Source organism: Alteromonas sp. HB246098 (assembly GCF_054890645.1).
The window spans coordinates 316,848-342,723 of sequence record NZ_JBTZUG010000003.1 but is presented as its reverse complement, the minus strand read 5'-3'; the positions used below and the strand labels follow the sequence as shown (position 1 = coordinate 342,723).

General features: G+C 43.2%; 26 protein-coding genes and 1 pseudogene. 19 read left to right on the top strand and 8 right to left on the bottom strand.

Features of this window, described 5'->3' with window-relative positions; all coding sequences use genetic code 11:
* Positions 1 to 21: 21 nt before the first annotated feature.
* The gene (locus tag ACYTPF_RS09475; protein WP_371342296.1) at positions 22 to 222 is read right to left on the bottom strand and encodes a cysteine hydrolase family protein; all 201 of its coding nucleotides are present in this window, start codon (positions 220 to 222) and stop codon (positions 22 to 24) included.
* Positions 223 to 428: 206 nt separating this feature from the next.
* Here ACYTPF_RS09475 and zigA point away from each other — a divergent pair, with 206 nt between their 5' ends.
* Positions 429 to 1,631 (top strand): zinc metallochaperone GTPase ZigA, encoded by a 1,203-nt coding sequence (gene zigA / locus ACYTPF_RS09470; protein WP_461852034.1) that lies wholly within the window; start codon positions 429 to 431, stop codon positions 1,629 to 1,631.
* A gap of 1 nt (position 1,632) precedes the next feature.
* Positions 1,633 to 2,316, top strand: coding sequence for a DUF1826 domain-containing protein (locus ACYTPF_RS09465; RefSeq protein WP_461852033.1), 684 nt, complete (start codon positions 1,633 to 1,635; stop codon positions 2,314 to 2,316).
* A 136-nt stretch (positions 2,317 to 2,452) separates the two neighbouring features.
* Here ACYTPF_RS09465 and ACYTPF_RS09460 read toward each other — a convergent pair whose 3' ends face one another.
* Positions 2,453 to 3,937, bottom strand: coding sequence for an ATP-binding cassette domain-containing protein (locus ACYTPF_RS09460; protein WP_461852107.1), 1,485 nt, complete (start codon positions 3,935 to 3,937; stop codon positions 2,453 to 2,455).
* A gap of 240 nt (positions 3,938 to 4,177) precedes the next feature.
* On the opposite strand from ACYTPF_RS09460, the gene ACYTPF_RS09455 reads away from it, so the two are divergent.
* The 6 genes from ACYTPF_RS09455 to ACYTPF_RS09430 all read left to right on the top strand — a co-directional run bounded on the left by ACYTPF_RS09455 (position 4,178) and on the right by ACYTPF_RS09430 (position 9,270).
* Positions 4,178 to 4,831, top strand: a complete 654-nt coding sequence (locus ACYTPF_RS09455) for a hypothetical protein (protein WP_461852032.1) — start codon at positions 4,178 to 4,180, stop codon at positions 4,829 to 4,831.
* Between the two features lie 29 nt (positions 4,832 to 4,860).
* A complete protein-coding gene (locus ACYTPF_RS09450; protein WP_461852031.1) occupies positions 4,861 to 5,592 on the top strand; it encodes an SDR family oxidoreductase in 732 nt (243 codons plus the stop codon).
* 5 nt (positions 5,593 to 5,597) lie between these two features.
* On the top strand, positions 5,598 to 6,086 hold the full coding sequence (locus ACYTPF_RS09445) for a GNAT family N-acetyltransferase (RefSeq protein ID WP_461852030.1): 489 nt from the start codon (positions 5,598 to 5,600) through the stop codon (positions 6,084 to 6,086).
* A gap of 19 nt (positions 6,087 to 6,105) precedes the next feature.
* The gene (locus tag ACYTPF_RS09440; protein WP_461852029.1) at positions 6,106 to 6,495 is read left to right on the top strand and encodes a hypothetical protein; all 390 of its coding nucleotides are present in this window, start codon (positions 6,106 to 6,108) and stop codon (positions 6,493 to 6,495) included.
* 280 nt (positions 6,496 to 6,775) lie between these two features.
* Positions 6,776 to 8,164 (top strand): L,D-transpeptidase family protein, encoded by a 1,389-nt coding sequence (locus ACYTPF_RS09435; RefSeq protein ID WP_461852028.1) that lies wholly within the window; start codon positions 6,776 to 6,778, stop codon positions 8,162 to 8,164.
* 41 nt (positions 8,165 to 8,205) lie between these two features.
* The gene (locus ACYTPF_RS09430) at positions 8,206 to 9,270 is read left to right on the top strand and encodes a YcbK family protein (RefSeq protein ID WP_461852027.1); all 1,065 of its coding nucleotides are present in this window, start codon (positions 8,206 to 8,208) and stop codon (positions 9,268 to 9,270) included.
* An 86-nt stretch (positions 9,271 to 9,356) separates the two neighbouring features.
* On the opposite strand, the gene ACYTPF_RS09425 is transcribed toward ACYTPF_RS09430, so the two are convergent.
* The gene (locus ACYTPF_RS09425) at positions 9,357 to 9,881 is read right to left on the bottom strand and encodes a lactoylglutathione lyase family protein (RefSeq protein ID WP_136783032.1); all 525 of its coding nucleotides are present in this window, start codon (positions 9,879 to 9,881) and stop codon (positions 9,357 to 9,359) included.
* Between the two features lie 312 nt (positions 9,882 to 10,193).
* Positions 10,194 to 10,607 carry a helix-turn-helix domain-containing protein gene (locus ACYTPF_RS09420; protein WP_461852026.1) on the bottom strand — a complete coding sequence of 138 codons (414 nt, stop codon included), beginning with the start codon at positions 10,605 to 10,607 and terminating at the stop codon, positions 10,194 to 10,196.
* A 91-nt stretch (positions 10,608 to 10,698) separates the two neighbouring features.
* Between ACYTPF_RS09420 and ACYTPF_RS09415 the strand changes: the two genes are divergently transcribed.
* Positions 10,699 to 11,190 (top strand): DUF2938 domain-containing protein, encoded by a 492-nt coding sequence (locus tag ACYTPF_RS09415; RefSeq protein WP_461852025.1) that lies wholly within the window; start codon positions 10,699 to 10,701, stop codon positions 11,188 to 11,190.
* 106 nt (positions 11,191 to 11,296) lie between these two features.
* Here the strand turns inward: ACYTPF_RS09415 and ACYTPF_RS09410 are convergent, their stop codons facing one another.
* Entirely contained in the window at positions 11,297 to 12,007 is a 711-nt protein-coding gene (locus ACYTPF_RS09410) for a hypothetical protein (protein WP_461852024.1), read from the bottom strand.
* Between the two features lie 268 nt (positions 12,008 to 12,275).
* Between ACYTPF_RS09410 and ACYTPF_RS09405 the strand changes: the two genes are divergently transcribed.
* The 6 genes and pseudogenes from ACYTPF_RS09405 (at position 12,276) to ACYTPF_RS09380 (ending at position 16,108) form a co-directional block, all read left to right on the top strand.
* The gene (locus tag ACYTPF_RS09405; protein ID WP_461852023.1) at positions 12,276 to 12,713 is read left to right on the top strand and encodes a GNAT family N-acetyltransferase; all 438 of its coding nucleotides are present in this window, start codon (positions 12,276 to 12,278) and stop codon (positions 12,711 to 12,713) included.
* A 45-nt stretch (positions 12,714 to 12,758) separates the two neighbouring features.
* Positions 12,759 to 13,137, top strand: a pseudogene (locus tag ACYTPF_RS09400) (VOC family protein).
* Complete coding sequence (locus tag ACYTPF_RS09395; RefSeq protein WP_461852022.1) at positions 13,134 to 13,553, top strand: GNAT family N-acetyltransferase; 420 nt, start codon at positions 13,134 to 13,136, stop codon at positions 13,551 to 13,553. Before ACYTPF_RS09400 ends, ACYTPF_RS09395 begins: the two are co-directional and overlap by 4 nt.
* Positions 13,554 to 13,937: 384 nt before the next feature.
* Complete coding sequence (locus ACYTPF_RS09390) at positions 13,938 to 14,603, top strand: FlgO family outer membrane protein (protein WP_461852021.1); 666 nt, start codon at positions 13,938 to 13,940, stop codon at positions 14,601 to 14,603.
* A 4-nt stretch (positions 14,604 to 14,607) separates the two neighbouring features.
* Positions 14,608 to 15,372 carry a FlgO family outer membrane protein gene (locus ACYTPF_RS09385; RefSeq protein ID WP_014949957.1) on the top strand — a complete coding sequence of 255 codons (765 nt, stop codon included), beginning with the start codon at positions 14,608 to 14,610 and terminating at the stop codon, positions 15,370 to 15,372.
* A gap of 10 nt (positions 15,373 to 15,382) precedes the next feature.
* On the top strand, positions 15,383 to 16,108 hold the full coding sequence (locus tag ACYTPF_RS09380) for a FlgO family outer membrane protein (protein ID WP_461852020.1): 726 nt from the start codon (positions 15,383 to 15,385) through the stop codon (positions 16,106 to 16,108).
* Positions 16,109 to 16,234: 126 nt separating this feature from the next.
* Here ACYTPF_RS09380 and mnmC read toward each other — a convergent pair whose 3' ends face one another.
* On the bottom strand, positions 16,235 to 18,295 hold the full coding sequence (gene mnmC / locus ACYTPF_RS09375; RefSeq protein WP_461852019.1) for a bifunctional tRNA (5-methylaminomethyl-2-thiouridine)(34)-methyltransferase MnmC2/FAD-dependent 5-carboxymethylaminomethyl-2-thiouridine(34) oxidoreductase MnmC1: 2,061 nt from the start codon (positions 18,293 to 18,295) through the stop codon (positions 16,235 to 16,237).
* 3 nt (positions 18,296 to 18,298) lie between these two features.
* Positions 18,299 to 19,573 carry a Kelch repeat-containing protein gene (locus tag ACYTPF_RS09370; protein WP_461852018.1) on the bottom strand — a complete coding sequence of 425 codons (1,275 nt, stop codon included), beginning with the start codon at positions 19,571 to 19,573 and terminating at the stop codon, positions 18,299 to 18,301.
* A gap of 223 nt (positions 19,574 to 19,796) precedes the next feature.
* Here ACYTPF_RS09370 and ACYTPF_RS09365 point away from each other — a divergent pair, with 223 nt between their 5' ends.
* From ACYTPF_RS09365 to ACYTPF_RS09350, 4 genes are all read left to right on the top strand, one after another.
* Complete coding sequence (locus ACYTPF_RS09365; RefSeq protein WP_461852017.1) at positions 19,797 to 21,362, top strand: AMP-binding protein; 1,566 nt, start codon at positions 19,797 to 19,799, stop codon at positions 21,360 to 21,362.
* Positions 21,363 to 21,656: 294 nt separating this feature from the next.
* On the top strand, positions 21,657 to 22,871 hold the full coding sequence (fabB, locus tag ACYTPF_RS09360; RefSeq protein ID WP_118493712.1) for a beta-ketoacyl-ACP synthase I: 1,215 nt from the start codon (positions 21,657 to 21,659) through the stop codon (positions 22,869 to 22,871).
* A gap of 338 nt (positions 22,872 to 23,209) precedes the next feature.
* Entirely contained in the window at positions 23,210 to 23,464 is a 255-nt protein-coding gene (locus ACYTPF_RS09355) for a type II toxin-antitoxin system Phd/YefM family antitoxin (RefSeq protein WP_118493715.1), read from the top strand.
* Positions 23,457 to 23,720: a Txe/YoeB family addiction module toxin gene (locus ACYTPF_RS09350; RefSeq protein ID WP_179983832.1), complete on the top strand. Its 264-nt coding sequence runs from the start codon at positions 23,457 to 23,459 to the stop codon at positions 23,718 to 23,720. Before ACYTPF_RS09355 ends, ACYTPF_RS09350 begins: the two co-directional genes overlap by 8 nt.
* Before the next feature lie 126 nt (positions 23,721 to 23,846).
* Here the strand turns inward: ACYTPF_RS09350 and ACYTPF_RS09345 are convergent, their stop codons facing one another.
* Positions 23,847 to 25,568 (bottom strand): serine hydrolase domain-containing protein, encoded by a 1,722-nt coding sequence (locus ACYTPF_RS09345; RefSeq protein ID WP_461852016.1) that lies wholly within the window; start codon positions 25,566 to 25,568, stop codon positions 23,847 to 23,849.
* Positions 25,569 to 25,876 lie beyond the last annotated feature (308 nt).

Here is a 25,876-nt window from a genome sequence, read left to right as displayed (position 1 = left end):
GATGAGCGAAACAAGTCGGAGCTAAGCGAATGCGGTTTCTATCGATACAATGTCAATACCACGCACTTGCATAGAATCCAGCGCCAATAGATGACCAATGGCGTCACGCGTACAGGTGCAAGGTTCAATGACTTTGGGGGAATACTTGGCAGCAGCTGGTGATAATGCTGTGTGAGTTACGCAGTTGTGCGTCATCATACCTGCAAGAAGAATTTCATCCACGCCCAATGACTGTAAGGTTTCTTCTAAATTGGTGTTCTCAAAACGTCAATGCGTTTAGGAAGATATTCCGTAAAGAGTATGGGCTTAGTCCGGTGGAATACCGCAAGCGTTTTGCAATAAATTAATCATATCGTTATTTTCATTTTAAATGTTATGTTATAACATTTATTAAATTCGAAATTTAAAATGAAACTTAGCGAGTCGTTATGTCTATTCAAACTCAGCTTCCCGTTACCGTACTATCGGGCTTTCTAGGCGCCGGTAAGACCACGGTTCTAAACCATATTCTGAATAATCGTGATGGATTAAGAGTAGCCGTCATTGTTAACGATATGAGTGAAATCAATATCGATGCTGCTACGGTGAAAAATGAAGTTAGCTTTAATCGAGCTGAAGAAAAGCTGGTTGAAATGAGCAATGGCTGTATTTGCTGCACGTTGCGAGAAGATTTGCTTGAAGAGATAGAGCGTTTAGCGCATGAAGGTAAATACGATTATCTGGTAATAGAGTCTACAGGTATTTCTGAGCCTTTGCCTGTAGCTGAGACCTTCACGTTTGCCGATGAAGACGGTAAAAGCTTGTCGGAAATATCACGCCTCGATTCGATGGTTACCGTTGTCGACGCATTGAATTTTCTTAAAGACTATGACGAAGCAAAGTTTCTTAACGAAGTAGGCGAAAGCTTGGGGGAGGAAGATGAGCGAAGTGTGGCAGACTTGTTGGTCGAACAAGTGGAATTTGCTGATATATTGCTAATAAGCAAAACCGACCTTATCTCTGAACAAGAGTTGGCGCGCCTTAAAAGTATTCTGCAAACCCTCAACACCGAGGCTATTCAAGTTCCTATTGAGCATGGGAAAGTACCGTTAGATAAAGTGCTAAACACAGGTCGTTTTAGTTTTGAGCGCGCTCAGCAATCGCCGGGTTGGTTGAAAGAAATGCGTGGCGAACACGTGCCAGAGACTGAGGAGTTTGGTATCAGCAGCTTTTCGTACGAAGCGCGACGTCCGTTTGATCCGCAGAAGTTTTATGATTTTCTTCATAGTAAAGAAATAGCTGGCAAATTAATTCGTTCAAAAGGTTTTTTCTGGTTAGCAACACGCCCACAGCTTGCAGGCAGCTGGAGCCAAGCTGGCGGTATGGCGAGATACGGGGCTGCTGGGCTGTTTTGGAAAGCCGTACCCAAAGAGCAGTGGCCTGAAGACCCTGAATACCTTAAAGCGATTGAAGAACAATGGATGGAGCCCTTCGGTGACATGCGTCAAGAACTGGTGTTCATTGGACAAGGGCTTAATAAAAACGACATTATCGAGCGGTTAGACAGTTGCTTGTTAACAGACGATCAGCTTATTCAAGGCCATCATGTTTGGGCTGAAATGCCTGACCCATTTCCTGCGTGGGAGCACTAATATGCAGGCGTTAAAAGACCACATTACTTCCTTTGAACACAGCGACTCTTGGCGTTCAAGCGCCGATGCTATGGTGTTGGGCGATATCTTTGATAAAGGGATTAGCGTTGCGGTATGGACAAGGCCCGAAGTACCACTTGTCACGCAATATTATGTCGACGTTTTTAAATCATTAGGAATGGGTATTCGTGGTGTGTTTTCTGTTGCTTCTCTAAGGAAGGAAATTGCCACGCTTCTACCAGGCGAAGAAACCAGTATTGGAAAACAAGCCGCCATTGATGATATTTATCTGCTTTCTGACATGCTTACCACACTATTTGATTGTGACAGTGTAGGGGTAAGACTCGTGCCCTTATCTTCGGCAATGTGCCCCAGTTTTCACGTAGACAATATTCCTGTTCGATTGGTGAATACCTATTTAGGCGAAGGTACTGAGTGGCTACCTAAAGAAAGTGTGGTAACTAGCCCGATGATTGGCCTTAACAACGCGAATACGCAAGGGCTTACGAAAAATAGGCTAGGGCAGCACTACCAAGAAAGCAGCATTAAACAAATGAGCGCTTTTGATGTGGGGTTACTCAAAGGAAAGTCTTGGCAAGGTCATGAAGAGTTTGCCGCCGTACATCGGTCTTGCAAAGTGCAGCCAAATACTCAACGTGTATTGCTTACTCTAGACCCAATGTAGTTTCAAAAAGTGTACTGCATTGAATATGAGCCAGATGCAGATTTTAAGCGCTTATAATGCCTTTCTAACATTTCTTTGGCGCTATCACTCTTTTTCATGAGTTTCCCTTGTGATAGCGCCTTTTTCTTCTCAGATTTTAGTTTGCTACATTGTAGTCTTTCATATTCAAGGTGTTGCGAATGCTGGGAATGCACTCCCCTGGGTTGTGATTAACATACAAAAGAGTGCTGGTGCCAGCCTTTGCCAATATATCAATGAGCTTAAGTGCTTTTTGACGGTTGAAGTCGTCTAAACCGTTACAGGGTTCGTCTAATATAAGCAGTGCAGGGTGTTTTACCATAGACCTCGCTATAAGCACTAATCGCTGATCGCCAAACGATAGCGACTGAAACGGTGTATTCTTCTTCTGTTGTAAGCCCAGTACAGCAAGCCATTGTTCTGCTACGTTTCGCTCAGCCAACGTTGGTCGGGTATATAGACCAATGCTGTCGTGAAAGCCAGAAATGATTACATGTTCAACACTTGCGTTTACTTTGTATTGCATGTGCAGCGCATTCGACATAATTCCAATGTGCTTCTTAATATCCCATATGCTCTCGCCTGTACCCCGTTTTATTCCAAACATCGTTAAGTCGTTGGTATAGCAATGGGAATTATCACCAGTAAACATTTGAAGCAAACAAGTTTTACCTGACCCGTTCGGGCCCGTTATCTGCCAATGCTCGTTTTTATTAAGCGTAAAATTAAGCTTTTCAAATACAGTACGTTCATCGAAACGCACAAAGCCGTCATTCAGCTCGATTAAGGTATGGGGTTGTGAATCAAGTTCGCTGGTTGACTCCTTGTGATTTGGGTCGCTGCGGTTTTGATCATTAGCGCTAAGCGCTGCGGGTACATCGATATCATCAGACTCCAGCGCAAACCAAGTGCTTAACTCTGAGCGCAAGTCATCGTAGTTAAGTGTGCCGTCAGATTTCCACGTAATAGCTAGATCATCCATGACGATGAGTTGTGCGTGAAGGCCCTCAGGAATGTCTGCAAGCTTGTTGGCGGTCAACGCCAGTGCGGCTTGCTGTTGAGAAACAAGAAAGCGACTAAATGCATCAATCGCTTCAACATCTAAGCCTTCGAAAGGTTCATCAAGCAATATAATTGCGGCATCGCTCAACCATGCCAGCATGATAATTATCTTGCGGGTTTCTCCCGTCGACAGCGAAAGAAACGCATTATCAAGTATATGTTCAATTCTCAGCGCAGAAGTAAGTTCGCTGTAATAAGGGTGATTTTTATAACCCTCATTGGTGCGTAAGAATAACTCGCGTACCTGTGTTGGCTCAGTGATTACATCTAAAATATCCGCACTGTCTTTTTGTTTTTCTTCTTCAATTAACGCCTGTTGCTTAAATACCGATACTTCCGCAACAAGAGAACTACTTTCGCGAATACCGCTTTCTACTTTACCGTTACCCGCTAGTGATGAAATTAAGAGCGACTTCCCGCTACTATTTCTACCTGCAATAAGGTAATGCGAGGGTGGTTTTTCATTGTTTAGCGTTAACGAAAACGCAGGGGTAATATATTGATTAGAAAGCTTTGTTTGAAATTCTGAAAGATACAGCATCATGATTGCGAGTGGATAAGAAGTCGAACTATTGTGAAGTTTTCTGGTTACCTGTCAATGATGTTATTCCTCAGTAGAGCTAATTAGCCTGCAGTGCCTTTCGAAAATGGCGCTTTATGTTTAATCACGATTATCGTGGGAACCTTGATGTAATTTACACCTCTTAGTATTTGTATTAAAAACCAACAGCTTCAACTTTTAATACTTATTGCCCAAATAGATAATTTAAAAGAACAAGGAATGATTACGTTTAAAAAAGGATTTACACTAATCTGTGTAGCACTCATTTATTTTATTATTTCGGTTTTTATACACGAGTTAGGGCACGGAATAGCAGGGAAAATATTAGGGATGGGGCAGTTAGTCATTGCTGTTTGGCCTGGCTTCGAAATTTTTCCGGAAATGGGGGCGCTGAATCATATAAAGCATTGGCCCGGCAGAGCGGTAGCAGTTGTTAGCTTCATTCCTGAGGTAAAATCTTTAAGTGTTGATATTCACCGCGAATTTAACTCTTATATTATAAAGCCTATCCTAAACATAAAGCATAGCAGCGTTTTATACGACCAAAACCGTGTAGCTGTAGTGCTTTTGATGGGAAGTGGTACAACTTACTTAATCTCTTTGCTATGTACCATTTTCCTTTGGCTATGCAGCCCTGTGGGTATCTTGAGAAAAGTGTGTGTATTCGGCGCTTTTATGTTTTATGACCTGCTATGCTACTCAATTTTCCCAGTCTTTTTTGACCTTCGCCACTTAATATTTATCGGTGGGAAGCTACCTGAGCCTGTTATCGCTCTTGAACAATTGGGAATGCCCTTAGAAATTTCAGTAACGTTAATTGTGATTGTGTGTTGTACTCAGGCGTATTTTATAAAGCGATTGCTAAGCAAATAGTAAACAAATTTTTTAGAAAGGGATACCAAGTGGAAGAAGTAGTCCTTGTTACTGGAGCAAGCCGTGGTATTGGTGCCGCAACCGCTAAACTGCTAGGAAGTAACGATTATAAGGTTTGCGTTAATTACCTATCAGATAAAAATGCTGCGGATAGGGTGTGCGCGTCGATAGCTGACAACGGTGGCGTTGCATTTGCTCATAAAGCCGATGTTTCAGATGAAGCGCAAGTGCTGAACATGTTCGAGACTGTGAACGGCCGATGGGGTGAAATAACGCATTTGGTAAACAATGTGGGCGTTTTATTCACCAAAACTGAGTTAATAAACGTCACTGCAAAGCGCTTCACCAAAGTACTTAATACCAATGTGCTTAGCGCATTCTTGTGTTCGAAGGCTTTTGTAAAACAAAACGTTGCAGGGGGCGCAATCGTTAATGTTTCGTCCATTGCCTCTCGTACTGGTGCTCCTTTTGAATACGTCGACTATGCGACGTCGAAAGGGGCAATGGATTCATTCACCAAAGGGCTTTCATTAGAACTTGCTACGAAGAACATTCGTGTAAACAGCGTCCGGCCTGGTTTTATTAAAACAGACATTCATGCCGATGGTGGTGAACCTGGCAGAGTAGAGCGGTTAAGCCCACAAATTCCTATGCAGCGGGGCGGTACAGCAGATGAAGTCGCACAGGCGATAGCCTGGCTTCTATCACCTCAGTCTTCATATGTTACTGGGTCCTTTATTGATTTAGCGGGTGGGAAGTAAAGCGCATGATAACACTCAGAGATTTTAAAATGGGCGATGTGGGTAGACTGGTAGATATTTTAAATCAACCGTCGGTTACTCAATATCTTTCGACAAAAATTCCTAACCCTTATACAAAAGAAGATGCCAAATGGTGGGTTCAAGAGGGTAGTACCCAAGGCTTTATAAGAGCTGTTGAGTATGAGGGCGAGTTAGTAGGGTGTATCGGTGTTAACCCAGGTAACTTTGAATATGAGAGATCTGGAGAAGTTGGGTACTGGCTTTGCTCATCACATTGGCGAAACGGCATTATGCGCGAGGCGCTGCGCCAGATTATTGCGCTTACTTTCTCAAACACAAATATAGAGCGCATTTTTGCCTGCGTATTTTCATCCAATTTTGCTTCGCAAAAGCTGCTTCTAAATGCAGGGTTCAAGCAGGAAGCGATATTGCAACGCGCCATTTTCAAAGATGGACAGTTTTACGATAGCCATATTTTTGCTACATTGAAATAGGTTAAGCGTTACAGCACAGATGAAAGCTCTTTTAGTTAAATACATACTTCATATCGATGGTTTTGCAGGAACGAGTGTTGGGCTATTGCTTCTGTTTTTCCAAGATATAGCGAGCGACTTCTACCAACTGCCGAAAGGGCTAATTCTATTCTTAGCCGGTGCTAATGTATGCTATGGCATATACGCATTGAGGCTTGCCCTTATATGCAATAGATCACTTAAAGTAGTAACAGGTTTAGCTATTGCAAACTTTCTTTGGGCAATTGTATGTGTAGGAGTTATCCTAATTTACTTCGAACAAGCGAGTATGTTCGCACTGCTATTTATTAGTGCTGAGAGCATATTTGTAGCGATCCTTGGTTTGTTTGAATGGTGCTATAGATTTTTGTTAGTATCCAGTGGTGATTGATTCGCTCGGATATTGAAAACGACTTGTAACTCTATAAATGCGATTTATCAACTCACCTGAACCTATCTAGTTTGTAAAATTTACGGCAATTTTCTAACCTTTTCCCGTAAAAATCTTACTGAAAAGCTGAATTACCTACACATAATAATTCTGTTATCTAAAGCCTTTTACTTCCTGTTTATGTAAATAAGTTATATTTTTCAGTTGGTTATGGTTTTTGTTGTTCCCTGGCACTTGTTTTGCGACCTTGTCTACGTGTGTATTTTCAAGGAAAGGAACAATGGAAACCGAACATCGAGCCGTCAAGCATACTGTTCAATTGCGGCATAGTAATCAATTAGAAGTGAACGCTTCTGGCCGCTTTTTAGCGCCTAAAAAGCGAACTTCTAGCATAGCGAAAAAACTCATTATTGCTGCTGCATCTTTCTGGTTACCTTTAGTAGGTGTTGCCTCGACCGTTTCTACTTCCTCGCCAAAAGCATTAGAACAGACAAGTAACAACTCTGTTTTGCAGACACAGTTAAAGCAAATGAAAAGTGCCTATGCTTTTTATTCTTCTATAGCTCAGCAAGGTGGTTGGGTAACCTTAGACGAAGACTTGCTTCTTAAGCATGGTGCATTGAGAAAGGCTTCAGCAGATGCAACACCTATCTACAGTGAAGAGGAAGCTCAAGCTGTAAGTGCATTAGTCGCTCGTTTAGGCAGAGAATACACCTCGATAGATACAAATTGTACTTATGCATTAACCGCTACTCACTCCAAGCCATGCGTTTTCGATAACGATGTCGAAAATGCAGTAAAAGATTTTCAACGCCGTCATGGCCTTCTAGTAGATGGTGTAGTAGGCAAAAAGACGCTTGCTGCACTGAATGTGTCGGCAGATGAGAAAGCCCAGCAATTAGCACTGAATATAACACGCTTGGAGATGTTCGAAGAAAAAGACAGCGATGCTTACGTGTTAGTTAACATTCCAGAATTCCGGCTTCGTTATATTAGTCAAGGTAAAGTAAAAGCCACTAAAGATGTGGTAGTAGGCAAGCCAAGCTGGGCTACGCCTTCTTTTAGCGATCATATCGAAAAGTTTGTCGTTAACCCAGAGTGGCGTATACCACTTTCGATCACGACTAAAGAGATCGCCCCAAAAGTAGCAGACAACCCTAATTACTTAGAAGAAAACAACATTGTTATCCGTAAAAATAGTTTTGTTGATGATGAGTTGGTTGACCCCAATACAATCGATTGGGAAAACATAAAGCCCTATCAGTTCGATCATTTTTTAGTAAAGCTCCCCAACAAAAAGAATCCGTTAGGCAAGGTTAAGTATCTATTCCCGAATCGACACGCTGTGTACGTGCACGATACGCCCTATCAACAGTGGTTTAGTGAAACAAACCGCGCAGCGTCTCACGGCTGTATTAGATTGGAAGACCCCTTTTCACTAGCAAAGTTAATTGCAGAAGAGCAGGGCGTAGAGAGTCTAATGGACAACGTCATGACAGCTCGTGAGTTAAGCCAGTCAAAAACCTTTCACCTCGAAGAGCCTCTGCCTATTCATTTGGTGTATTGGACCGCGTGGGCTGACCAAGACGGTACCGTGAACTTTAGAAATGATATTTATCAGCGCGATAGACGCGACGCTAAGGTGCTTACTCAGGTAGCGTCTCTGTAAAAAAATATAAACGAATAATAGTGGTAACAAGGTAAATGAAGATGATAGTGAACAACCTAATAGCTTCGGTAGTGGCATTTGCATTACTTTTTAACGCACATTATACACATGCCCTTGCGCAGGACGCAGATGCAAAAAATGCCGAGGTGGTTCAGAAAAAAGTCTCTAAAAGAAGCACTCAAAGAGCGCCACACGAGCCAGTTGTCGTTGAGAATAAAGCTCACTTGGAGGATGCTGAGTTTAGTTTAAAGATCAATAATATCGTGGTGCCTTACAACGTCTTTTCTTTATTTGTATTGCCTGAAGAGATTACAGAGCTAGAAATTATTTATCCGCAACCGGATAAAACCTATCAGCTGTTTGAAAACGGCGTAATGGTTGCAAAATCCGAGTCTATGACATGGCATTGGCAGGCGAAAGATACCCCTGGCGAGCAGCACCTAGAAATAAGAAGCGAAGGCGGACAGGTCAATATGTCGTTAAATGTATTTGTGATGATTCCTGCCGAGGAAGTACAAGGTGGACGCTTAAAATATTATCATATAGGGCCCTATCCAGATGAAAGCGAAGTTAAAAATAAAGACGTTTACGTTGAACCCGAAGGCTTTATTGAAGTTACCCAAAAAAACCAAGACTTACTATTGTCTCCCCATTTCAAATTGAAAGAGTTCACCAGTAAACAGCGCTCTGGCTACCCTAAATTCGTGTATCTTCGTCCATCTCTACTTTTAAAGCTCGAAATGCTTAGAAGAGAAATGAATATGAACAATATTCATGTTTCAAACATGGTGATAATGAGCGGCTACAGAACGCCCCAATATAATAAGGCAATCGGTAACGTCAAATTTAGTCGACATGTATATGGCGATGCAGCCGACATTTTTGTAGATAATGACGGTAACTACAGAATGGACGATTTGAACAGCGATGGGGTAGTGAATATTAAAGATGCTGACGTAATGGCAAACATGATTGCAGAGCTAAATAAACGCAGTGAATATAAAGGCTTAATCGGTGGTATGGGGGTTTATGGGCCTAAACCTCACCGAGGTCCATTTATTCATATTGATACCCGTGGTATTAAAGCGCGATGGAGAAAGCCTTAAGCAGATTATCGGGGTCTCTCAATTGCATTTAATTTTCGATTAGCTAAAACGCCCGCTACATGCGGGCGTTTTAACGATTATTAGGCTTACTGATAAGCACCGCTAGCGTAGTGAAGTTCGTAGCTGTGGCTGTAAATTTCGATGATGTTACCGAACGGGTCTTCCATATAAATCATACGATATGGCTTTTCACCCGGGTAATAGTAGCGAGGCTTTTCCATACGGCGCTTACCGCCGGCATCCACAATTTTCTGCGCCAGTTCTTCAACATTTGGATCTTGAACTGCAAAGTGAAATACGCCCGTTTCCCAATATTTAAAGTTATTGTCAGGGTTTTTCTGTTGTTCAAATTGGAACAGCTCAATACCTATCTTATCGCTGGTCGACATATGAGCAATTTTATAGCTGCCCCATCCCTTGCCGAATACGTCGGTCGACATTTTGCCAATTGCGCTGTTATCTTCTTGCACACTAGTCGGCCCCATTATGGTGTACCAACCCAGGACTTCACTATAAAACTCTACCGCTTTTTCTAGATCTGGTACCGAAATACCAATGTGAGAAAAGGCACGTGGATAAGCCGTTTGTGAGGCTTGCTCTTCTTTCGTCATTGTTTCCTGCGCAGCATTTGCAGTATATGTCGGTAGAGTGATTACCGACAAACTCGCCATCATTAATAGCCACTTCTTCATCATAACTTCCTTAACTGTTGTATTACTGTGAACTGGGCAAGCGCCCTTGATTGACCGATATACTAGTTTCTAAAGTTATTAACTTGAAATTATCGATTATTATTATTTTGATAAACTTAAATTATTGCGATGGCTTTTAATAGGATAATTGCGCTGGGTGAATAGCAAGAAGGGTATGCGCGTATAGTTTCAAATTTCAGTTCGAACAAATACTTGTCTAAAAGCTTTATTTTACTTTTTACTCGATGCTAAGCCTTTTATTGCCCCCGTACCGGCAAGGTTCATCAAACGACGAAATCTTGGGCATTCTAAGTGGCTTGGCGCTGTACAGGCTGCCGCATGTTTCAGACCATCACGCATAGCTGTAAGCTTCTTTATTGTTCCGTCTAGTTCGTTGGCTTTTCTCAGTAGTAGTTCACGATCAATTTCCGGCTTTGCCTCGTTCCCCAAAATACCCGCTATCTCTTCTAAAGAAAAACCTGCAGCGCGACCTAATGCTATTAACTCAAGACGCTCTAGTACATTTGGGCTAAATACGCGGCGTATACCTTGTCTACCAATAGAACTTATAAGACCTTTCTCTTCATAAAACCGCAGCGTGGAAGCTGAAACTCCGGACTTTTTTACAACTTGAGATATTTCCATACACTTTTCCAAAGGTTCGCTTGACTTAAAGTTAACTTTAAGTTGTAGGCTAGCATTTCTTACTAATTGAAACTAGCTGTTGAGTGTGAATATGCAGAATATTGTTTTTATCGTGCTAATTGGTATTGGGGCAACCCTAGTGATGGATTTATGGGCGCTGCTAAGGCAACAACTGTTTGGTATTGCTGCAACAAATTGGGGCATGGTGGGGCGCTGGATAGGGCACATGAGAAGAGGGCGGTTCTCGCATACTTCTATTGCCAACGCCGATGCTGTGAGTGGTGAGAAGATCATAGGGTGGACAGCGCATTACGTGATCGGTATTGGCTATGCGGTGTTACTTTATCTTATATTCGGAGAAGATTGGTTGCTCAAACCATCTGCTGGGCCAGCTTTAGCACTAGGTATAGCCACAGTAGTTGCACCATTTTTCGTATTGCAGCCTGGTATGGGCGCAGGAATTGCTGCGTCGAAAACGCCTAACCCTAACGCTGTCCGTCTACATAGCGTTTTAAACCATGCAGTATTTGGCTTAGGGTTGTACCTTTCGGCATTGGTTCTTAGTTCCGTCCTGTCCTTATAGTCATGGAGTTGGTCGAGCGGTAATTACAAATAAAAGCTGCAGAGTGCCAGACAGAATCTGTTTAGGGAAGGCATTAGCTAGTAAAAGAAACGGCGACTGGGGTTATTCAGTTGGCGATTATTACAGTTGATGCCTTACCTTTTCTAACGCCAAGAAATGTAGCAACGTGTTGATTGTCTTCACTGTATAGCCTAACAAAGCCTCCTTGCATACTAGAGGAAATGTCTGCATCAAACATTAAGTCATCTACTAGACTATTTAATATTTCAGCGTCATCTGACGCCACCTCTATTGCACAAAGGTCATTATTGCAAACGGCCTCTTGATACTGTGCTGCGTCTTGCTCATTTAGTTTGTCGATAAGTGAATCTTGCAGATCGCTTTCTATTGAAAGAGTCTCACTAGTTTTTGGAGCAAACTTTATCGTCTCTACAAGGCCCCTTAATTCTGTAATAGTTAAAGAGCCTAAGCGCTTTGTATCTAATGTGGCAATGTCGTTATTGACCTGCAAAATGTGACTTGTATCGTCAATGGGGTCTTCTGGTTCAATCAAAGCGTGAACATTGGTTTCATCACTAGTTAGCTTTTCATTTTTTAGCTCAGCGACAGTATCAATTTTCGTCACCGTAAGTTCTTCCGCTGAAGTCATTGCTTGAGACGAAGTTGAACCTGACTTATCCGCGAGGGCAACTGCTGTATTGTTCAGGTTAGTTACTTGGTCTTTTTTCTGAATACCTGGCTCACTGGTTAACGAGCCGATAAAGTAACCCACAGTAGTGAACAATACTGCGGTCAAAACAAAAGAGAGTTTTTTCAATATAAATATCCTTATTTCAATAACTGAAAGATGATGTGCTTGTTGTGGGGAAGATTACCTCTGTCAAAAGCGCTATTCCGTATGCTCCTAACCAACAGGTTCTGTAAAGCGTGTCACTGTACTTTAAGATTAAAATACGAACCAAGAACAACATATCACAATGAATAACGAAATTACTTACCTCAATTGCTGATAAGAAAGTTTAAAATACCAAAACAGCCACAATTATTTATTTGTTCTTAATAATTAACCGGAAAAAGAAGACAGGATGAAAATTTCACTGGAAGAAATAAACAAATCTAACTATGAGCAGGTTTGTGACTTGGATGTGGCGGATGATCAACAAGCGTTTGTAGCGTGCAATATGTGGTCGTTGGTTGAGTCTTTTTACAACGAGAATCATACCTGCAAAGCCATTTATTGCAACGACCAGCCCGTAGGGTTATTGATGTGGGTTCAGGAAACACAAACTAAGGTGTCCATTTGGCGCTTTATGATTGACGAGAGCCATCAAAATAAAGGAATTGGCAGAGTTGCTTTATCTCAAGCTATCACGCTTATAAAGCAAACTTCTGAGCTCAAATTTATTGAGATATGCTATAACCCTAAGAATCCTGTCGCCAAAACCTTCTATTCAAGCTTTAGTTTCGAAGAGGTTGGGTTAGATGAAGATGGCGAAGACATGCTTGCTGTTATTGCCATTTAGCCACGATTTAAATTTAAAGCAGCGAAATGCGAGGGATCTCGAGATATGGACGTCATAGATATTAAGACTTTTATTCCAAGCAAAAACTACGACATTTCTAAAGCATTTTATTCTGAGATTGGATTTAATGCAGAATACGTAAATGAAGACCTAACACTGTTTGAAAATGGTGATTGTCTCTTCTTTCTTCAGCGCTTTTATAATCCTGAATTGGCGAATAACTTTATGCTACAAATATGTGTAGCAGACATTCAGGACGCTTTTGATTTGTGCTCGCGCTCGTTACATAAAACGAAAATTTCACCAATTGAGCAACAACATTGGGGAAGTGTTTTCTATCTGTGGGGCCCGTCGGGCGAACTACTTCACATTACCGAATTAGGTAGCTAGCTTTTGCGAGAATGAGGGGCGGAATGACCAATGATGCATACGAATTACACCATTAAAGAAAGCCCTCCGTCAGTTGAAGACTTTGCCAGTTTAAGAAAATTGATTGGATGGAGTAACCCGTGTCTATCGGTTGTTCAAAAAAGTATTGATGCCTCGTTGTTTTGGGCAACAATTTACTTCAATAACAACCTTGCAGGCTGTGGTCGGGTGATTGGCGATGGCGCAATGTATTTTTATATTCAAGACGTCATTATTCATCCAGAACATCAGAATAAAGGTTTGGGAACGAAAATAATGAACACGTTGATCAGACATTTAGAGTCTTGCTGCGCACCTGGCGCAACGATTGGTTTGTTGGCTGCGCACGGTAAAGAGAGTTTTTATCTTAAATTCGGTTTTGAACCTCGTGATGGTGAAAGTTTAGGTTTAGGCATGTGCAGGTTTATTTAGCTAATTGGTCATTAACGCGGCATGAGAGTCTCAGGAGTCCTCAAGTTTTTTAGTCACTTGGTATTATGATAATTGCCTATTAATTATCGGCAGCTTTCTGTCCTAAGGCGGCAAGTTCCCTCCGCTTTTTATGAATTGGATGGCGATGGATATTAAATTCCTTCAGCACTGAAAAACTATATCTCCCTGAAATTAGCCGCCTTATCTAACACGTTTAAAAGTAGCGTTCTCAACGCTACTTGTAGCCTCTCTTTGGTGTGAATTTTGCAGAAGCTTGTTTAAAGACACTGAAAATGTCGGTTTGCGTAGTAGCTGATCACTGTTTTTCGATGAGTTTTTGCTTCTTTCCGATAGAATTTTGACGTTTTTCACTGGACACGTGTAATGAAAAGTATGACAAAACCTGTCTCTCACGCTTTGCTGATAGAAAATGGTCGCTTAGTCGCGAAAGCCTTGGCATATACCGCGCTTCTATTGGGCTTACTCTCTGGTTGCTCTTCATCTGACGAACCTAAAAATCAATTTGCGCAAACCGATGCCAGCGACGTATCGGCATTGGGGAATGTGGAATACCATACCTATATGTTGGCAAACGAACTTTTTGCGGATGTGGGTCCTGCACGTCAGTCACGCTATGCGGTAGTTGGCTTTGTACCTGCCGATACCATGAAATACAGTGCTGGTCATCAACATCCGTTAATGTTGTTGGGCCATCAGCTTGAACAGGGAATGATCACTGAGGCCACGAAAAGAGGCTTTTCTACTCAAGAATTTAAGCTTTCGAACGATATAATTGTTAGTAACGAAAGCGACAGAGTATTAACCCGCGATATCGACCAGCTTTCCAACATTGAGCGCGTCGATTTTTATATTACCGGCACCATGGTGTATCAAGAGTCTGGTGCGGTGGTTAACGCTCGAATTATCAACGCTAGAAATAAAAACATTGTCGCTGCAGCAACACGCTTTTTCCCTGCCGAACTGTTTTGGCGCGAAGAACAAGTAACCACCAGAAACGGCAAGTTATACAGAACTGAAGGTACGAGGTAACCCCATGAAAAGACGAAATCAATACGCGGCGCTTTCGCTTTGTGCTTCACTGCTAAGCGTTAGCGGGTGCTCTATGATGATGGGGGAAGAAGAGGTAGCCGAACAAGCGCCTCAGCGCCCGGCCATGAACGTGATTGATATTACTGCCGCCGACCGCGCTCCCTCAAAGCCAGTTGAAAATACCAGTGATACCCAGTCTCAGGGTATGGACGCATACGGCGCTATCGGTCAACCTCCTTTGTATTCGAGCGTACAGGGCGCGTATAAGGGTCGACCTCTAACCAAGCACATCGGCGACTATGTGAAGAACATGGCGCAAGACTTAATTGCCAATATGGAATATGTGAATAACAAGACACCTATTGGTGTAACCCATTTCGCACTACTAGATACTGACTTGCAGAAAACAGATTTGCTTGGTCGTCAGATGGCGGAATCTTTTGTTCACGAACTGCATAAATTCCGCGTGCCGGTTATCGACTTCAAAGCCACCGAGTATATTCGCATTACTGACGATGGCGATTTTGTATTAAGCCGAGACTATTTGGAATTGAGCAGCAGCCTTCCTATTGAATACGTGTTGACCGGAACAATGACCAAGCACCAAGGTGGCGTATTAGTTAACGCTCGTATTTTGGGCATGGAGTCGCGCGCAGTGGTGGCAACTGCGCAAATGTTAGTGCCGTTCTACGTGGTAGATGCACTTATTCCAAGTGACGGTAGCCAGCAAAACGGTATGCGCGATGGCGTTAAGCTAAGTCGCGGCTAGGAGTTTCAGCATGGTGTTTACAAAGAAGCTAGTGCCAAGCAGTTGGGTAGCCGGTGGCATAATGCTAAGTGTATGTATGACAGGGTGCACTAGCACAGAGTCTATTGGCTCGTTTTGGTTAGGTGAAGACGGTGAGATTACGCATCACGCCGAGCCAGTGCCTGTACCAAGCCGTTCAGGGCTGGAGTACACACCAGATTCTCGCGATAGACAATATCAACAGCACGTGGAAGTCGAACCCGGCTATAAAGACCCATTACACCATGGCTATTCACCTTCACAAACGCATAAGCGCTTAAATGATTACGCCTCGCAACTTGCGATGGAATTAATGGACAATGCAACCCGTCTTACGCAGCAAGATATGGTGGGTGTGGCGAGTTTTGTGAGGCTTAATCAGTCGTTGAGCGACAGTACCGTGCTAGGCAATCAGCTTTCAGAGTATCTAATAGCCGAGCTGCAAGACTTCGGATTAGCGGTTGTCGACTTTAAGCTTGCAGGTGGCATTACCGTAACGCCTGTTGGCGATTTCGTACTTACTAGAGATGGTACTGCACTCGCTAAACAGGTTGAAATGGACCATGTTGTAACTGGCACCATCATTGAAGATGACAGAGGCGTCCGCGTAAACGCCCGTATCGTGTCGCTGGAAAATAAACAAGTGGTGGCAAGCGCCAACGTATACATTCCTGCGTTTATCGTAATGGATTTAAATAAAATGGCTAGCGTAAACTAGCCATTTACTTCCTTTGCACTCTGTTTTTTCGAAAGCGAACTCGTTTCATGTTCGCTTTAAAACCTTTGAATATCCGATCTTTTGTGTCTAGGCACAGTAGAATTTTCACAAAGGCCTCTTGGTTTATTAACCCTGACTTCTAATTGCTTCGCGAGTCATAAAGCGGCTTGTGTTTACAGCATTAAGCAGATCATTGCTTAAAGGTAGCGGCTCATTACATAGACTGCTCACCAAGACCTCTGCCATTAAAGGCGCTGTGGTTAACCCTCGTGACCCAAGGCAAGTAAGCGTGGAAACTTCGCTGGTTGGCAACACTGGCGCGCTGGTTAACGGTTTGCCCACGCCTAGCATAGTGTAGTGTTTTTTCAGCGCATTAAAATCATGCAGTGCACCTACTACTGGCTGGTGGTCGGGTGAACCTAAACGGGTAGCCGCTCTGGCTTTACCGTCATGTTGTAATGCTTGCACGATGTCGGTGTTTGCCAGCGCCTGTTCGTGGGTGGCGAGGTTCATTTCAGTTTCGTCACTTCTCACATCGGTACTTAAGTCGTTTTTCACGTAGGTTGAACCTAACGCGTGCCGACCTTCGAATACAGGTGTCATATAGCCTTTGTGACACAACACAGTGTTAAGCTGTTCAATTGGCATTTGGGTGGGAATAGCTTCAACCTGTCCGCGAACAGGGCGAAGGGACAGGCTGTCAAAATCGCTAGCGTTTACCGCACCTGCTCCAAGGGCAAGGATAAGGTGATCGGCAGTAATAACTTCTTCACTCTCAGCGCTATCTAAGTTAAAACGAATCTGCACCCGCTGCTTTGTTGTCTCAACTGCCTCATGAGATACGTAGGTATGATTGGGTTTCAGCTCGAGTTTGCCACTTTGAAGTGCTTCTTCAATCATGGCCGCTACTAGCTGCGGAGGAGAAAGCCAACCGCCTAAGCCAATGTATAAGCCAGAGTAGGGAAGAGCTAGGTTAGCGATATCGCTCACTTCTTTGCCGTCCACGGGCTTAATCAAAGCTTCAGGCCATACGTCGGCAGCAGCCAATTTATTTTGGCGTTCTGCTACCTTGTCGTTAAAGCTTAGTTGAATAACGCCACAGAAATCGTGGGCGACGTCGGCTAGGCCACAGGCTTTTGCATGTTCAATAGTGTGGTCGTAGGCTTGTCTAGCATACAAAAAACTGTGCGCCTGAATGCGGCTGGCAATACTTGCTTCGCTATGGAGCTGCGGATAAAAACCGCCTTGCGGGTTGCCAGACGCGCCGCTTGCAAGGGTCTCACCATCAAAATACAAAGTAGTGCTAATGCCGCGTTTTACTAAAGCCAAGCATGCCGTAGCTGCTGCAAGGCCGGAGCCTACTACCGCGACCTTACTTGTTTTATCTAAACTGTCGTTCGCGTACCTATAGTAGGGGCCAGCAGGCAGGCGAAGTTTATGCTGTACATTCTCATTGTCTTGGTTAAAGACGCCGGTCAACATGTCACGCTTACGGCCAAAACCGTTGCGTTTTTTAATGGTAAAACCCACACCAGCTAGCCCACGCTTTACGATACCTGCGGCGGTAAAGGTTCCAAAGGTTGTGCCAGTTTTCGACAAGCGAGCCATTTGGCTAAACAGAGCATCTGTCCACATATCAGGGTTTTTGCTTGGTGCAAAACCATCTAAAAACCAGGCATCAATGAGGCCATTTACAGGAGAATGCCATTGAGGCAAAAGCTCGTGTACATCACCAATCCACAAGTCGAGTGTGGTTGAATGGTTATCAAAATGAAGGCGATGACAACCTTCTAGGCCCATGGGGTAAAGTGAGGCGAGTGCTTCTGCTTCGTCTTTGAGGGCAGGAAAAGCTTCTAGCGCACGCTGCATATCCTGTTGAGGCAAAGGAAACTTTTCCGTGGTAATAAAATACAGGTGCTTTAACGGATGGTCAGGGTTCGCAGTTCTAAATTCGTTAAAGGCACGCATGGCGACCAAAAAGTTCAGCCCAGTTCCAAAACCTGTTTCGGCAATGACAAAAGTTGGGTTGGGCCACTGTTGCCAGCGCTCAGCAAGGTCGTTGCCTGCAACAAAAACGTGTTGGGTCTCATCAATTCCACTGTCGTTAGAAAAATAAACGTCGTCAAAATGGTCGGCGACAGGCGTACCGCTCTCATTAAAATGAACCTGTGCATGCTTAGATTTCACTGTTTATTTTTCTCCGTTTATGTCGTTGTTGTGTTGGCACTTTGAATTGGAGGCAGTTTTCACTACTTCAATAGCTCGCCCATCCGTTGCTTGTTTTGAAACGCCAGAGCTAACCTGGCTTTTAGAGGGACAGGACACTTCTGCAGGTGTTGAAAAGTGCGATGTTACTTTACTGGTCGCGAGCTGCGCGCCAAGCATACCGCCAATAGTAACCCAAGAACCGTTAACGTTAATTAATCCGCGATGATCCATGGTAGGCGCTTCAGCTTCTGTTTTTGAGATAACCCAGGTGCCTTCGGCAATATCAAAGGTCCATATGGCGTCATCTGCAGTTGAAGGCTCGCCGTTATAGCCGATGCCATTGTAGTTGTACGGGTTAGTTGAACCGCCTACAAAATAGATTTTATTGGTGGCCTTATCGCCCGCTGCAGCCATGCGATAGCGCGCAGTACCTGTTGGATGGTCAAGTGTACGCCAATCAATCTTTAAAGGGTTTTTCTTATCAATTACGCCTTTAAAGCAGGCAGTTTCTGCAGCGAAGCTACGGCGTTTATCACTGTGAGGTGTTACTGATACGCCGTCACAAATTACTATAGTGTTATTAACGATACCTCCAGCTTGACCGAATACCGGATTGCCAAGAAAAGGGCTCGCCTGTTGCCATTGGCCGGTTTGCGTATCGTAAACCTGCACAAGGTTTACGTTGCCATCGTTGTGCCAGCCTGAAACTAAGTAAACGTAGCGGTCTTGGTAAACCAGTGCACTTGCATCATCAACAGGCACAGGCATAGGCGTTAATAGCGTATATTCCCCTGTTACAGGAGCGTATTTATAAACATCTGGCGTACTAATTTCATTGTGATCTTCATCAACCGTGTAACCGCCAAAAATATAAATGCTGTCATTAACGCCCACTGCTACGGAGGCTAAGCGGCCTTTAAGCGCAAGGCTGGATGGAACTGGGGTAAGGGCTTGCCATTGCAATGGTTTATCTTTGTTGTTGATAACAAGTTGCCAAGCACGGTTGTGCACGTCTTTATGGGTCTTGCCTTTGCCCAGCCCCATAAAACTAAATACATATTGTGTGTCGTCTATGGTTACAGAAGCTACGGCATTGTTTGAAACTGGCTCTGGTAGCGCGGGGAGGACGATAGGCGCAGCTGTTACTGAGACAGTCGCTGCAGAAGCAATGATAAAGGCACCCACCACGAGAGAAAGACGGGGTACCGCACTTCGAAAAATGCGTAGAGCAATGGTTCTTGGCTTTTTTAATAACACAGCAACCTTCAGTTTTATCTAAATTTCGAACGTTTTGCCGTGTATTCTACCTGTCACCTTTTTGTTTTTCCGCAAAAGTTTGTATCTGCTTAAAACTCATCTTTTCTTATTGCCTCTGCAAATAACAATCTATCAATAAAAACAATACGTTTATTTAATTGTTATTGTAAATAATTTGTTAAGTTTAACCGTAAGTCTATTGAAGATTGTTCAGGGAGAAGATATGGCGGGCGTGTTTCACCAGTGTGGTCAAAGCATTTGCAAACGCACAAGAGTCGAAATGGATGATCGTGCACGTATCATCGCACGTGTACTTGCTGAGCAAGGTGTGTGCGATAACGATGTGGTAGCTATTCTTATGCGAAACCACGTTGATATATTTGAAATAGTAGAGGCATGCCGATATGTGGGATCGCGCTATGTTCTGCTAAATTGGCACAGCCCCGTTGCCGAACTTTTGCCTATTCTGGACGACTGCGGTGCTAAAGTGCTGTTCGCGCATCGCGATTTATTAAAGGGTGAGAATGACCTCCAATCATTGTCACTCGTTCCCACCTTGGCAGTGATATACACGATTAAAACGCCGGGCAGCATTTTAGAGCGCTATCACCTTATAGATAATTCACTGTTAGCCTCAGAGCCGAAAAATGGGGAAAAGTATCAGTGCCTTGATACGCTATTAGCTGCCCCAAACGCAAAGCGCCACAGTAAAACGCCAAAACGCTTTAAGGGCATGTTTCCGTACACGTCGGGCAGTACAGGAAAACCTAAAGGCATTAAGCGCGATGAAGACTTAACACGTCCTGATCCTTATTTAATATTCAAAGGACTCTCTGAAGCGTTAATGCAATTGTCGGAAGGCGATCGCTTTTTCGTATCTGCACCGCTTTATCACAGCGCACCACATGCGCTTACGCTCTGCTGTTTAGCAGCGGGTAATATTGATGTATACATTGAGCCTAAATTCGACCCCGAACGCTTTTTACAAGACATAGAGCGGTTTAAACTTACTCACGCCTATATCGTTCCTACCATGATGGTGAGGCTACTTAAACTGCCCGAGTCGATAAGAAGCAAATACGACACTTCAAGCTTGCGATTTGCCTTATCAACTGGGTCCGCACTGCCAAGCGATGTGAAAGAAGCAATGATTAATTGGTTTGGTCCAATTTTCTATGAATCTTATGGTGCTAGTGAATTAGGCTTTATGACCCTAATTTCATCTCAAGAAGCATTAGATAAGCCAAATTCTGTGGGTAAACCCATTCCCGGTGCCGCAATTAAAATACTGAGCGACAATAAAGAGGAGTGTGAAGTAGGGGACATTGGCGTTATATACGCGCATCTTTCTATGTTCGCGCCATTCAAATATACCAATACTACGGGCGCTTCGAGTGACTTACACGCTGGTGAATTCACGACATTAGGCGATATGGGTTATGTGGACAAAGATGGTTACTTATATATTTGCGATAGAAAAAAAGACATGATCATCTCAGGTGGCGCCAATATATTTCCTGCTGAAATAGAGAGCGTCATCATAGAAATGCCTGAGGTTACAGACTGTGCGGTATTCGGTGTGCCTGATGCTGAGTATGGCGAAAAAGTTGTGGTGGCTGTTCAATGCTCACCCGGCAATACGCTTTCTATTGATACGCTACACGGGTATTTAGGTGGCAAGCTAGCGCGGTTTAAGTGGCCTAAAATGTTGCAAATACTCGATGCTCTGCCCAGAGAAGATACGGGTAAAATATTTAAGAACAAACTTAGAGCTCAATTTAGTCAATAAAAGAAATCACTAAAGCTATTTTGAAGGTTTTGTGAAGGTATAAATTAACACTGGTCATGACCCTGTGCATTCGTGGTACATTGGACTTATTAGAATAAAAAATAAGTAGCCGCAGACGGTAAAAGCGATAAAAGAAAGGAACTGGGAAACCTCCTGTTCGTAAACATAAGCACGGTACTAAGGCTGTTGCTGCAACGCTGACGTTTAACTAATTCCAGTGGGGCAATCGGCAGAGCAGACCACTTTACCATTCAAAATCGTTACCATAAGCCGCAACAACGCAAAGGGTAAACTATGAGAAGAGCAGTTATCACCGGTCTTGGTATCGTATCAAGCATCGGCGTAAATAAAGAAGACGTACTTGCTTCACTAAAAGCGGGTAAGTCTGGAATTACATTTTCAGAACAGTTCGCCGAAATGGGCCTTCGCAGCCAAGTTTGGGGCGACATTGATATCGATTTAAAAGAGCACATCGACCGTAAAGCTATGCGTTTTATGGGCGATGCAGCGGGCTACGCATACGTGGCAATGCAGCAAGCTATTGCAGACTCTGGTTTAGAAGAAAGTGACATTTCAAACGAGCGCACAGGTATTATCGCAGGCTCAGGTGGCGCGTCTTCTGAAAACCAAGTGCTTTCTGCAGATATTCTTCGCGAAAAGGGCGTTAAGCGTGTAGGCCCATACATGGTTCCTCGCTGTATGGCATCTACGGTATCAGCGTGCTTAGCCACACCGTTTAAAATTCGCGGCGTGAACTATTCGATTGCCTCGGCGTGTGCAACCAGCGCCCACTGTATTGGTAATGCGCTAGAGCTTATTCAGCTTGGTAAGCAAGACGTAGTATTCGCCGGTGGCGGCGAAGAACTACATTGGTCACTATCAAGCCAATTCGACGCTATGGGCGCACTAAGCTCCAAATATAACGATAATCCAGCTGTGGCATCACGTACTTATGATGCGGCACGCGACGGCTTTGTAAGTTCAGGCGGCGGCGGTATGGTCGTTGTTGAAGAACTTGAGCACGCACTAGCACGCGGCGCAAAAATCTACGGTGAAGTAGTAGGTTACGGTGCTACATCAGATGGCTTCGACATGGTTGCACCATCGGGTGAAGGAGCAATTCGCTGTATGAAGATGGCGATGCAAAATATCGATGCTCCAATCGATTACTTGAATACCCACGGTACATCAACGCCTGTAGGTGATGTAAAAGAACTTGCGGCGATTCAAGAAGTGTTTGGCCAAGCCGGCGTACCTATTAGTGCAACAAAGTCTCTGACAGGTCACGCACTAGGTGCAGCGGGTGTAAACGAAGCTATCTATAGCTTGTTGATGATGGAAAATAACTTTATCGCGCCATCAATTAACATCGACACGCTGGACGATGCAGCACAAGGGCTAGATATTGTTACTGAAGCACGTGAAGCAACGCTAAACACAGTGATGTCAAATAGCTTTGGCTTCGGCGGCACTAACGCAACGTTAGTTATGCAGCGTTATAATGGCTAGTCAAAGAAGCTAGGTACAGAAAATTTTTAGCTTCATTTTAAGAAGCTTTAAACTAAAAAGGGCGTAAACCTGAACACCTTGAGTGTTTGTGTTAACGCCCTTTTTTATTACCGTTTTTCAATTAAACCTGCATTTTGATGACAATCACTTTAGCAACGTTGTTGCTTGAGTGATTGTAATCGAGAGTTTTATAGGTGAAGCAAACGTCCCACATTCGTTACTATGAAGTGTCAGCAATAAGCTTTTAACTATCACGCCTCTGTAATGCACAATATCCTGTACATGTGCTCATTTGCAGTCTAGAATATGTCCCATATAATGTACAAGTGGGGTGAAAAATGCGCATTGTCTCTTTTACAGAAGCAAGAAATGGACTAAAAGCCGTTTTGGACAATGTAGTCAACGATGCAGATACAACAGTAATCACTCGTCGTGACTCAGAAGATGCGGTTGTAATGTCATTAGATTACTACAACAGCCTTATGGAAACCGTTCATCTACTTCGTTCTCCAGCGAATGCTGAACACTTAAATCGTTCGATTACACAGTTTAAAGCGGCAAAAACGGCACAGCGAGAACTTATTGATGAGTGACAGGTTGTTGTCATGGACTGATGAAGCTTGGAATAGCTACGTTTATTGGCAATCCCAAGACAAGAAAACCTTGAAACGTATCAATAAATTAATAACCGATGTTAAGCGCTCTCCATTTGATGGAATTGGAAAGCCTGAACCTTTAAAAGAAAATCTTGCTGGTTTCTGGTCACGTAGAATAGATGACACCAACCGTTTGGTATATGCCGTGGATGATACCGCAATTACGGTTATCTCGTGTCGTTACCATTACTAGCTGGTGTCTGCTAACAATCCAATAAAGTCGCTCGCGGGCTCGCTGAGCCACAAACATGGCGGTTGTTTCACTTCGTTTTGTTTATAGCCCTAATTGATAAGAGAACAAATTAAAAGTTGTTTTTGTCTAAAGCTTTCTAAAGTAAAGATTGCGAACACGACCGTTAGATATCCTGAAGCCATTCACCTCACCGTGAACATCGCGCTCAAATAGGATATCTCCAACTTGTGAGCTAAAAAAGTCACCTTTGACTGGCGCAATATAATGGTCGCTTAGGCGGTGATGAGAAATTTTCAGCTGTTTATTTTCTGGTGAAAAGTGGTAAGTGGAAGAAAGCTCAGGGCTGAAGTAACTGCCGGCGAATTGCGATAACCAGGTTTTGGTTATTTTGACTGGTGTATAGCCAACCGACACATACGTATCGACATTGTCTACCTGCACTGTCATTAAGCTTTCATCGTCATCTTTAGTAAATTCAACATAAATCTCTCCCTCTACATTCAGCATTTTAAAGGTGTTTTCGCTGATAGGAGCGAGTACGCTTACGTCGTCTTGGCCTCTTGAATACATTAGTTTACCGTTTTCTAAATAAATCTCTCGTGAGTACGCTTCTGGTTCATACCAATAGTGGCCCACATAGGCATTGAGTGTCTCTTCATCTAACTCAATAGAATCAGATATTTGTTTAGGTGAGATCGACTCCAGAAATGCGTTAGCAATCGCGTTCTGAGGTGGAGGGGGGTCTTTCTTCAAAAGTCTGTCAGCAATTTGTAGAGCCAATTCCCATGGCCTTGCATCTGCGCCATTATTCAATATTGCTATTGCTAAATTTTGTTTAGGGAATCGAGCCAAATACGAACGAAATCCTGCGTCTCCGCCGCTATGCTGAATATATTTGGTACCTTTGTAATGGCTAATAAATTGCCCATATGCGCCACCAAATGTTTCTCCATTGTTTAAGGACGCAAGGGTATTCATTTGCTCGATTATAGCGGGGCTACCCACAGTCGGTTCGCTAAAATTAGCTGACCATTTCAGCAGATCTTCTGCGGTCGTAAACAAACTGGTTGCACCAACATTTGAAAAGTTCAACACACTTTTTTTGTAACTATTACCATCGAGCTCGTATGAGTAGGCCCTATTGCTAACGATCTTCTGATGGTCGTCATAAAACAAGCTGTTAGTCATATTCAATGGAGTAAACAGCCTTTCTTGTGTGAATTGAGCAAAAGATTTACCGCTAACCCGTGCAACAACCTCTGCTAATAGTGTAAACCCGGTATTTGAGTACAGAAACTCTTCTCCCGGTTTGAAGTTTAGCTCTTTTTGTCGGGCTACTATTTTTAGTACGTGTTCGGTAGTGATTACGTCATCTAATCGCCAACCAGCCATACGCAACAAATTCCATTGATCTCGCATGCCGCTTGTATGTGATGCTAAGTGTCGTAAAGTTATGGTGTGACCAAAGTCTGGCACTTCTGGAATGTATTGTCGTATGTCATCATCGAAATTTAACTTACCTTCTTCTGCAAGTAGAAGAATGGCGAATACGGTAAATTGCTTAGATACAGATGCAACGTGAAACATAGTTTCTGGCGTAACAGGTATATCGTATTCTAGGTTTGCACTACCATAACCTTTTGAAAATATAATCTCTCCATCCTGCAGAACTGCAACTGAGGCCCCTGGCTTTTTTATATCATCGAATTGGGCAAAAAGTCGGTCAAGCTCGATAGTTTGTTGTGATGGGCTATTAAGAGGCTTTTCAGGTTTTGAAGATGGTTGGCAGGCGAATAAACCAATCAATAGTAGAAAACTAATGACTAGACGGGCTGCAAAATTAGACATTATAACTATTCCTTGTTATCACTTATTTTCAATTTTTTCCGATGAAGAGCAAACTTCAATACGCTGCAGAAAAACGCAAAAACTATTCTCAGGCGAAGGTTAGGGTAAAGTTGTTTTAATTAGTAGGCAAACATATTCGCTATTAACTACCCACTGATGAAAATGCTTTTGTACTTATTCTTTTCACTTTGACTTGGTTGCTATTTCCTATCATTTGCTAAATATACTAACTTTATGACGAATTTATTTAGTATTAGTTGGCCTAAAAAAGCAGTTTTCCTCTGATACTAACAGGCGTAGGTTTCACA

Coding starts and splice junctions, on each gene's coding strand:
- ACYTPF_RS09430 (WP_461852027.1), top strand. CDS start 8,206: ATGATAGTGAACAACCTAATAGCTTCGGTAGTGGCATTTGCATTACTT.
- ACYTPF_RS09385 (WP_014949957.1), top strand. CDS start 14,608: ATGAAAAGACGAAATCAATACGCGGCGCTTTCGCTTTGTGCTTCACTG.
- ACYTPF_RS09460 (WP_461852107.1), bottom strand. CDS start 3,937: ATGCTGTATCTTTCAGAATTTCAAACAAAGCTTTCTAATCAATATATT.
- ACYTPF_RS09405 (WP_461852023.1), top strand. CDS start 12,276: ATGAAAATTTCACTGGAAGAAATAAACAAATCTAACTATGAGCAGGTT.
- ACYTPF_RS09425 (WP_136783032.1), bottom strand. CDS start 9,881: ATGACGAAAGAAGAGCAAGCCTCACAAACGGCTTATCCACGTGCCTTT.
- ACYTPF_RS09395 (WP_461852022.1), top strand. CDS start 13,134: ATGATGCATACGAATTACACCATTAAAGAAAGCCCTCCGTCAGTTGAA.
- zigA (WP_461852034.1), top strand. CDS start 429: ATGTCTATTCAAACTCAGCTTCCCGTTACCGTACTATCGGGCTTTCTA.
- ACYTPF_RS09420 (WP_461852026.1), bottom strand. CDS start 10,607: ATGGAAATATCTCAAGTTGTAAAAAAGTCCGGAGTTTCAGCTTCCACG.
- ACYTPF_RS09390 (WP_461852021.1), top strand. CDS start 13,938: ATGAAAAGTATGACAAAACCTGTCTCTCACGCTTTGCTGATAGAAAAT.
- ACYTPF_RS09415 (WP_461852025.1), top strand. CDS start 10,699: ATGCAGAATATTGTTTTTATCGTGCTAATTGGTATTGGGGCAACCCTA.
- ACYTPF_RS09455 (WP_461852032.1), top strand. CDS start 4,178: ATGATTACGTTTAAAAAAGGATTTACACTAATCTGTGTAGCACTCATT.
- ACYTPF_RS09440 (WP_461852029.1), top strand. CDS start 6,106: ATGAAAGCTCTTTTAGTTAAATACATACTTCATATCGATGGTTTTGCA.
- fabB (WP_118493712.1), top strand. CDS start 21,657: ATGAGAAGAGCAGTTATCACCGGTCTTGGTATCGTATCAAGCATCGGC.
- ACYTPF_RS09355 (WP_118493715.1), top strand. CDS start 23,210: ATGCGCATTGTCTCTTTTACAGAAGCAAGAAATGGACTAAAAGCCGTT.
- ACYTPF_RS09465 (WP_461852033.1), top strand. CDS start 1,633: ATGCAGGCGTTAAAAGACCACATTACTTCCTTTGAACACAGCGACTCT.
- ACYTPF_RS09365 (WP_461852017.1), top strand. CDS start 19,797: ATGGCGGGCGTGTTTCACCAGTGTGGTCAAAGCATTTGCAAACGCACA.
- ACYTPF_RS09350 (WP_179983832.1), top strand. CDS start 23,457: ATGAGTGACAGGTTGTTGTCATGGACTGATGAAGCTTGGAATAGCTAC.
- ACYTPF_RS09435 (WP_461852028.1), top strand. CDS start 6,776: ATGGAAACCGAACATCGAGCCGTCAAGCATACTGTTCAATTGCGGCAT.
- ACYTPF_RS09380 (WP_461852020.1), top strand. CDS start 15,383: ATGGTGTTTACAAAGAAGCTAGTGCCAAGCAGTTGGGTAGCCGGTGGC.
- ACYTPF_RS09445 (WP_461852030.1), top strand. CDS start 5,598: ATGATAACACTCAGAGATTTTAAAATGGGCGATGTGGGTAGACTGGTA.
- ACYTPF_RS09345 (WP_461852016.1), bottom strand. CDS start 25,568: ATGTCTAATTTTGCAGCCCGTCTAGTCATTAGTTTTCTACTATTGATT.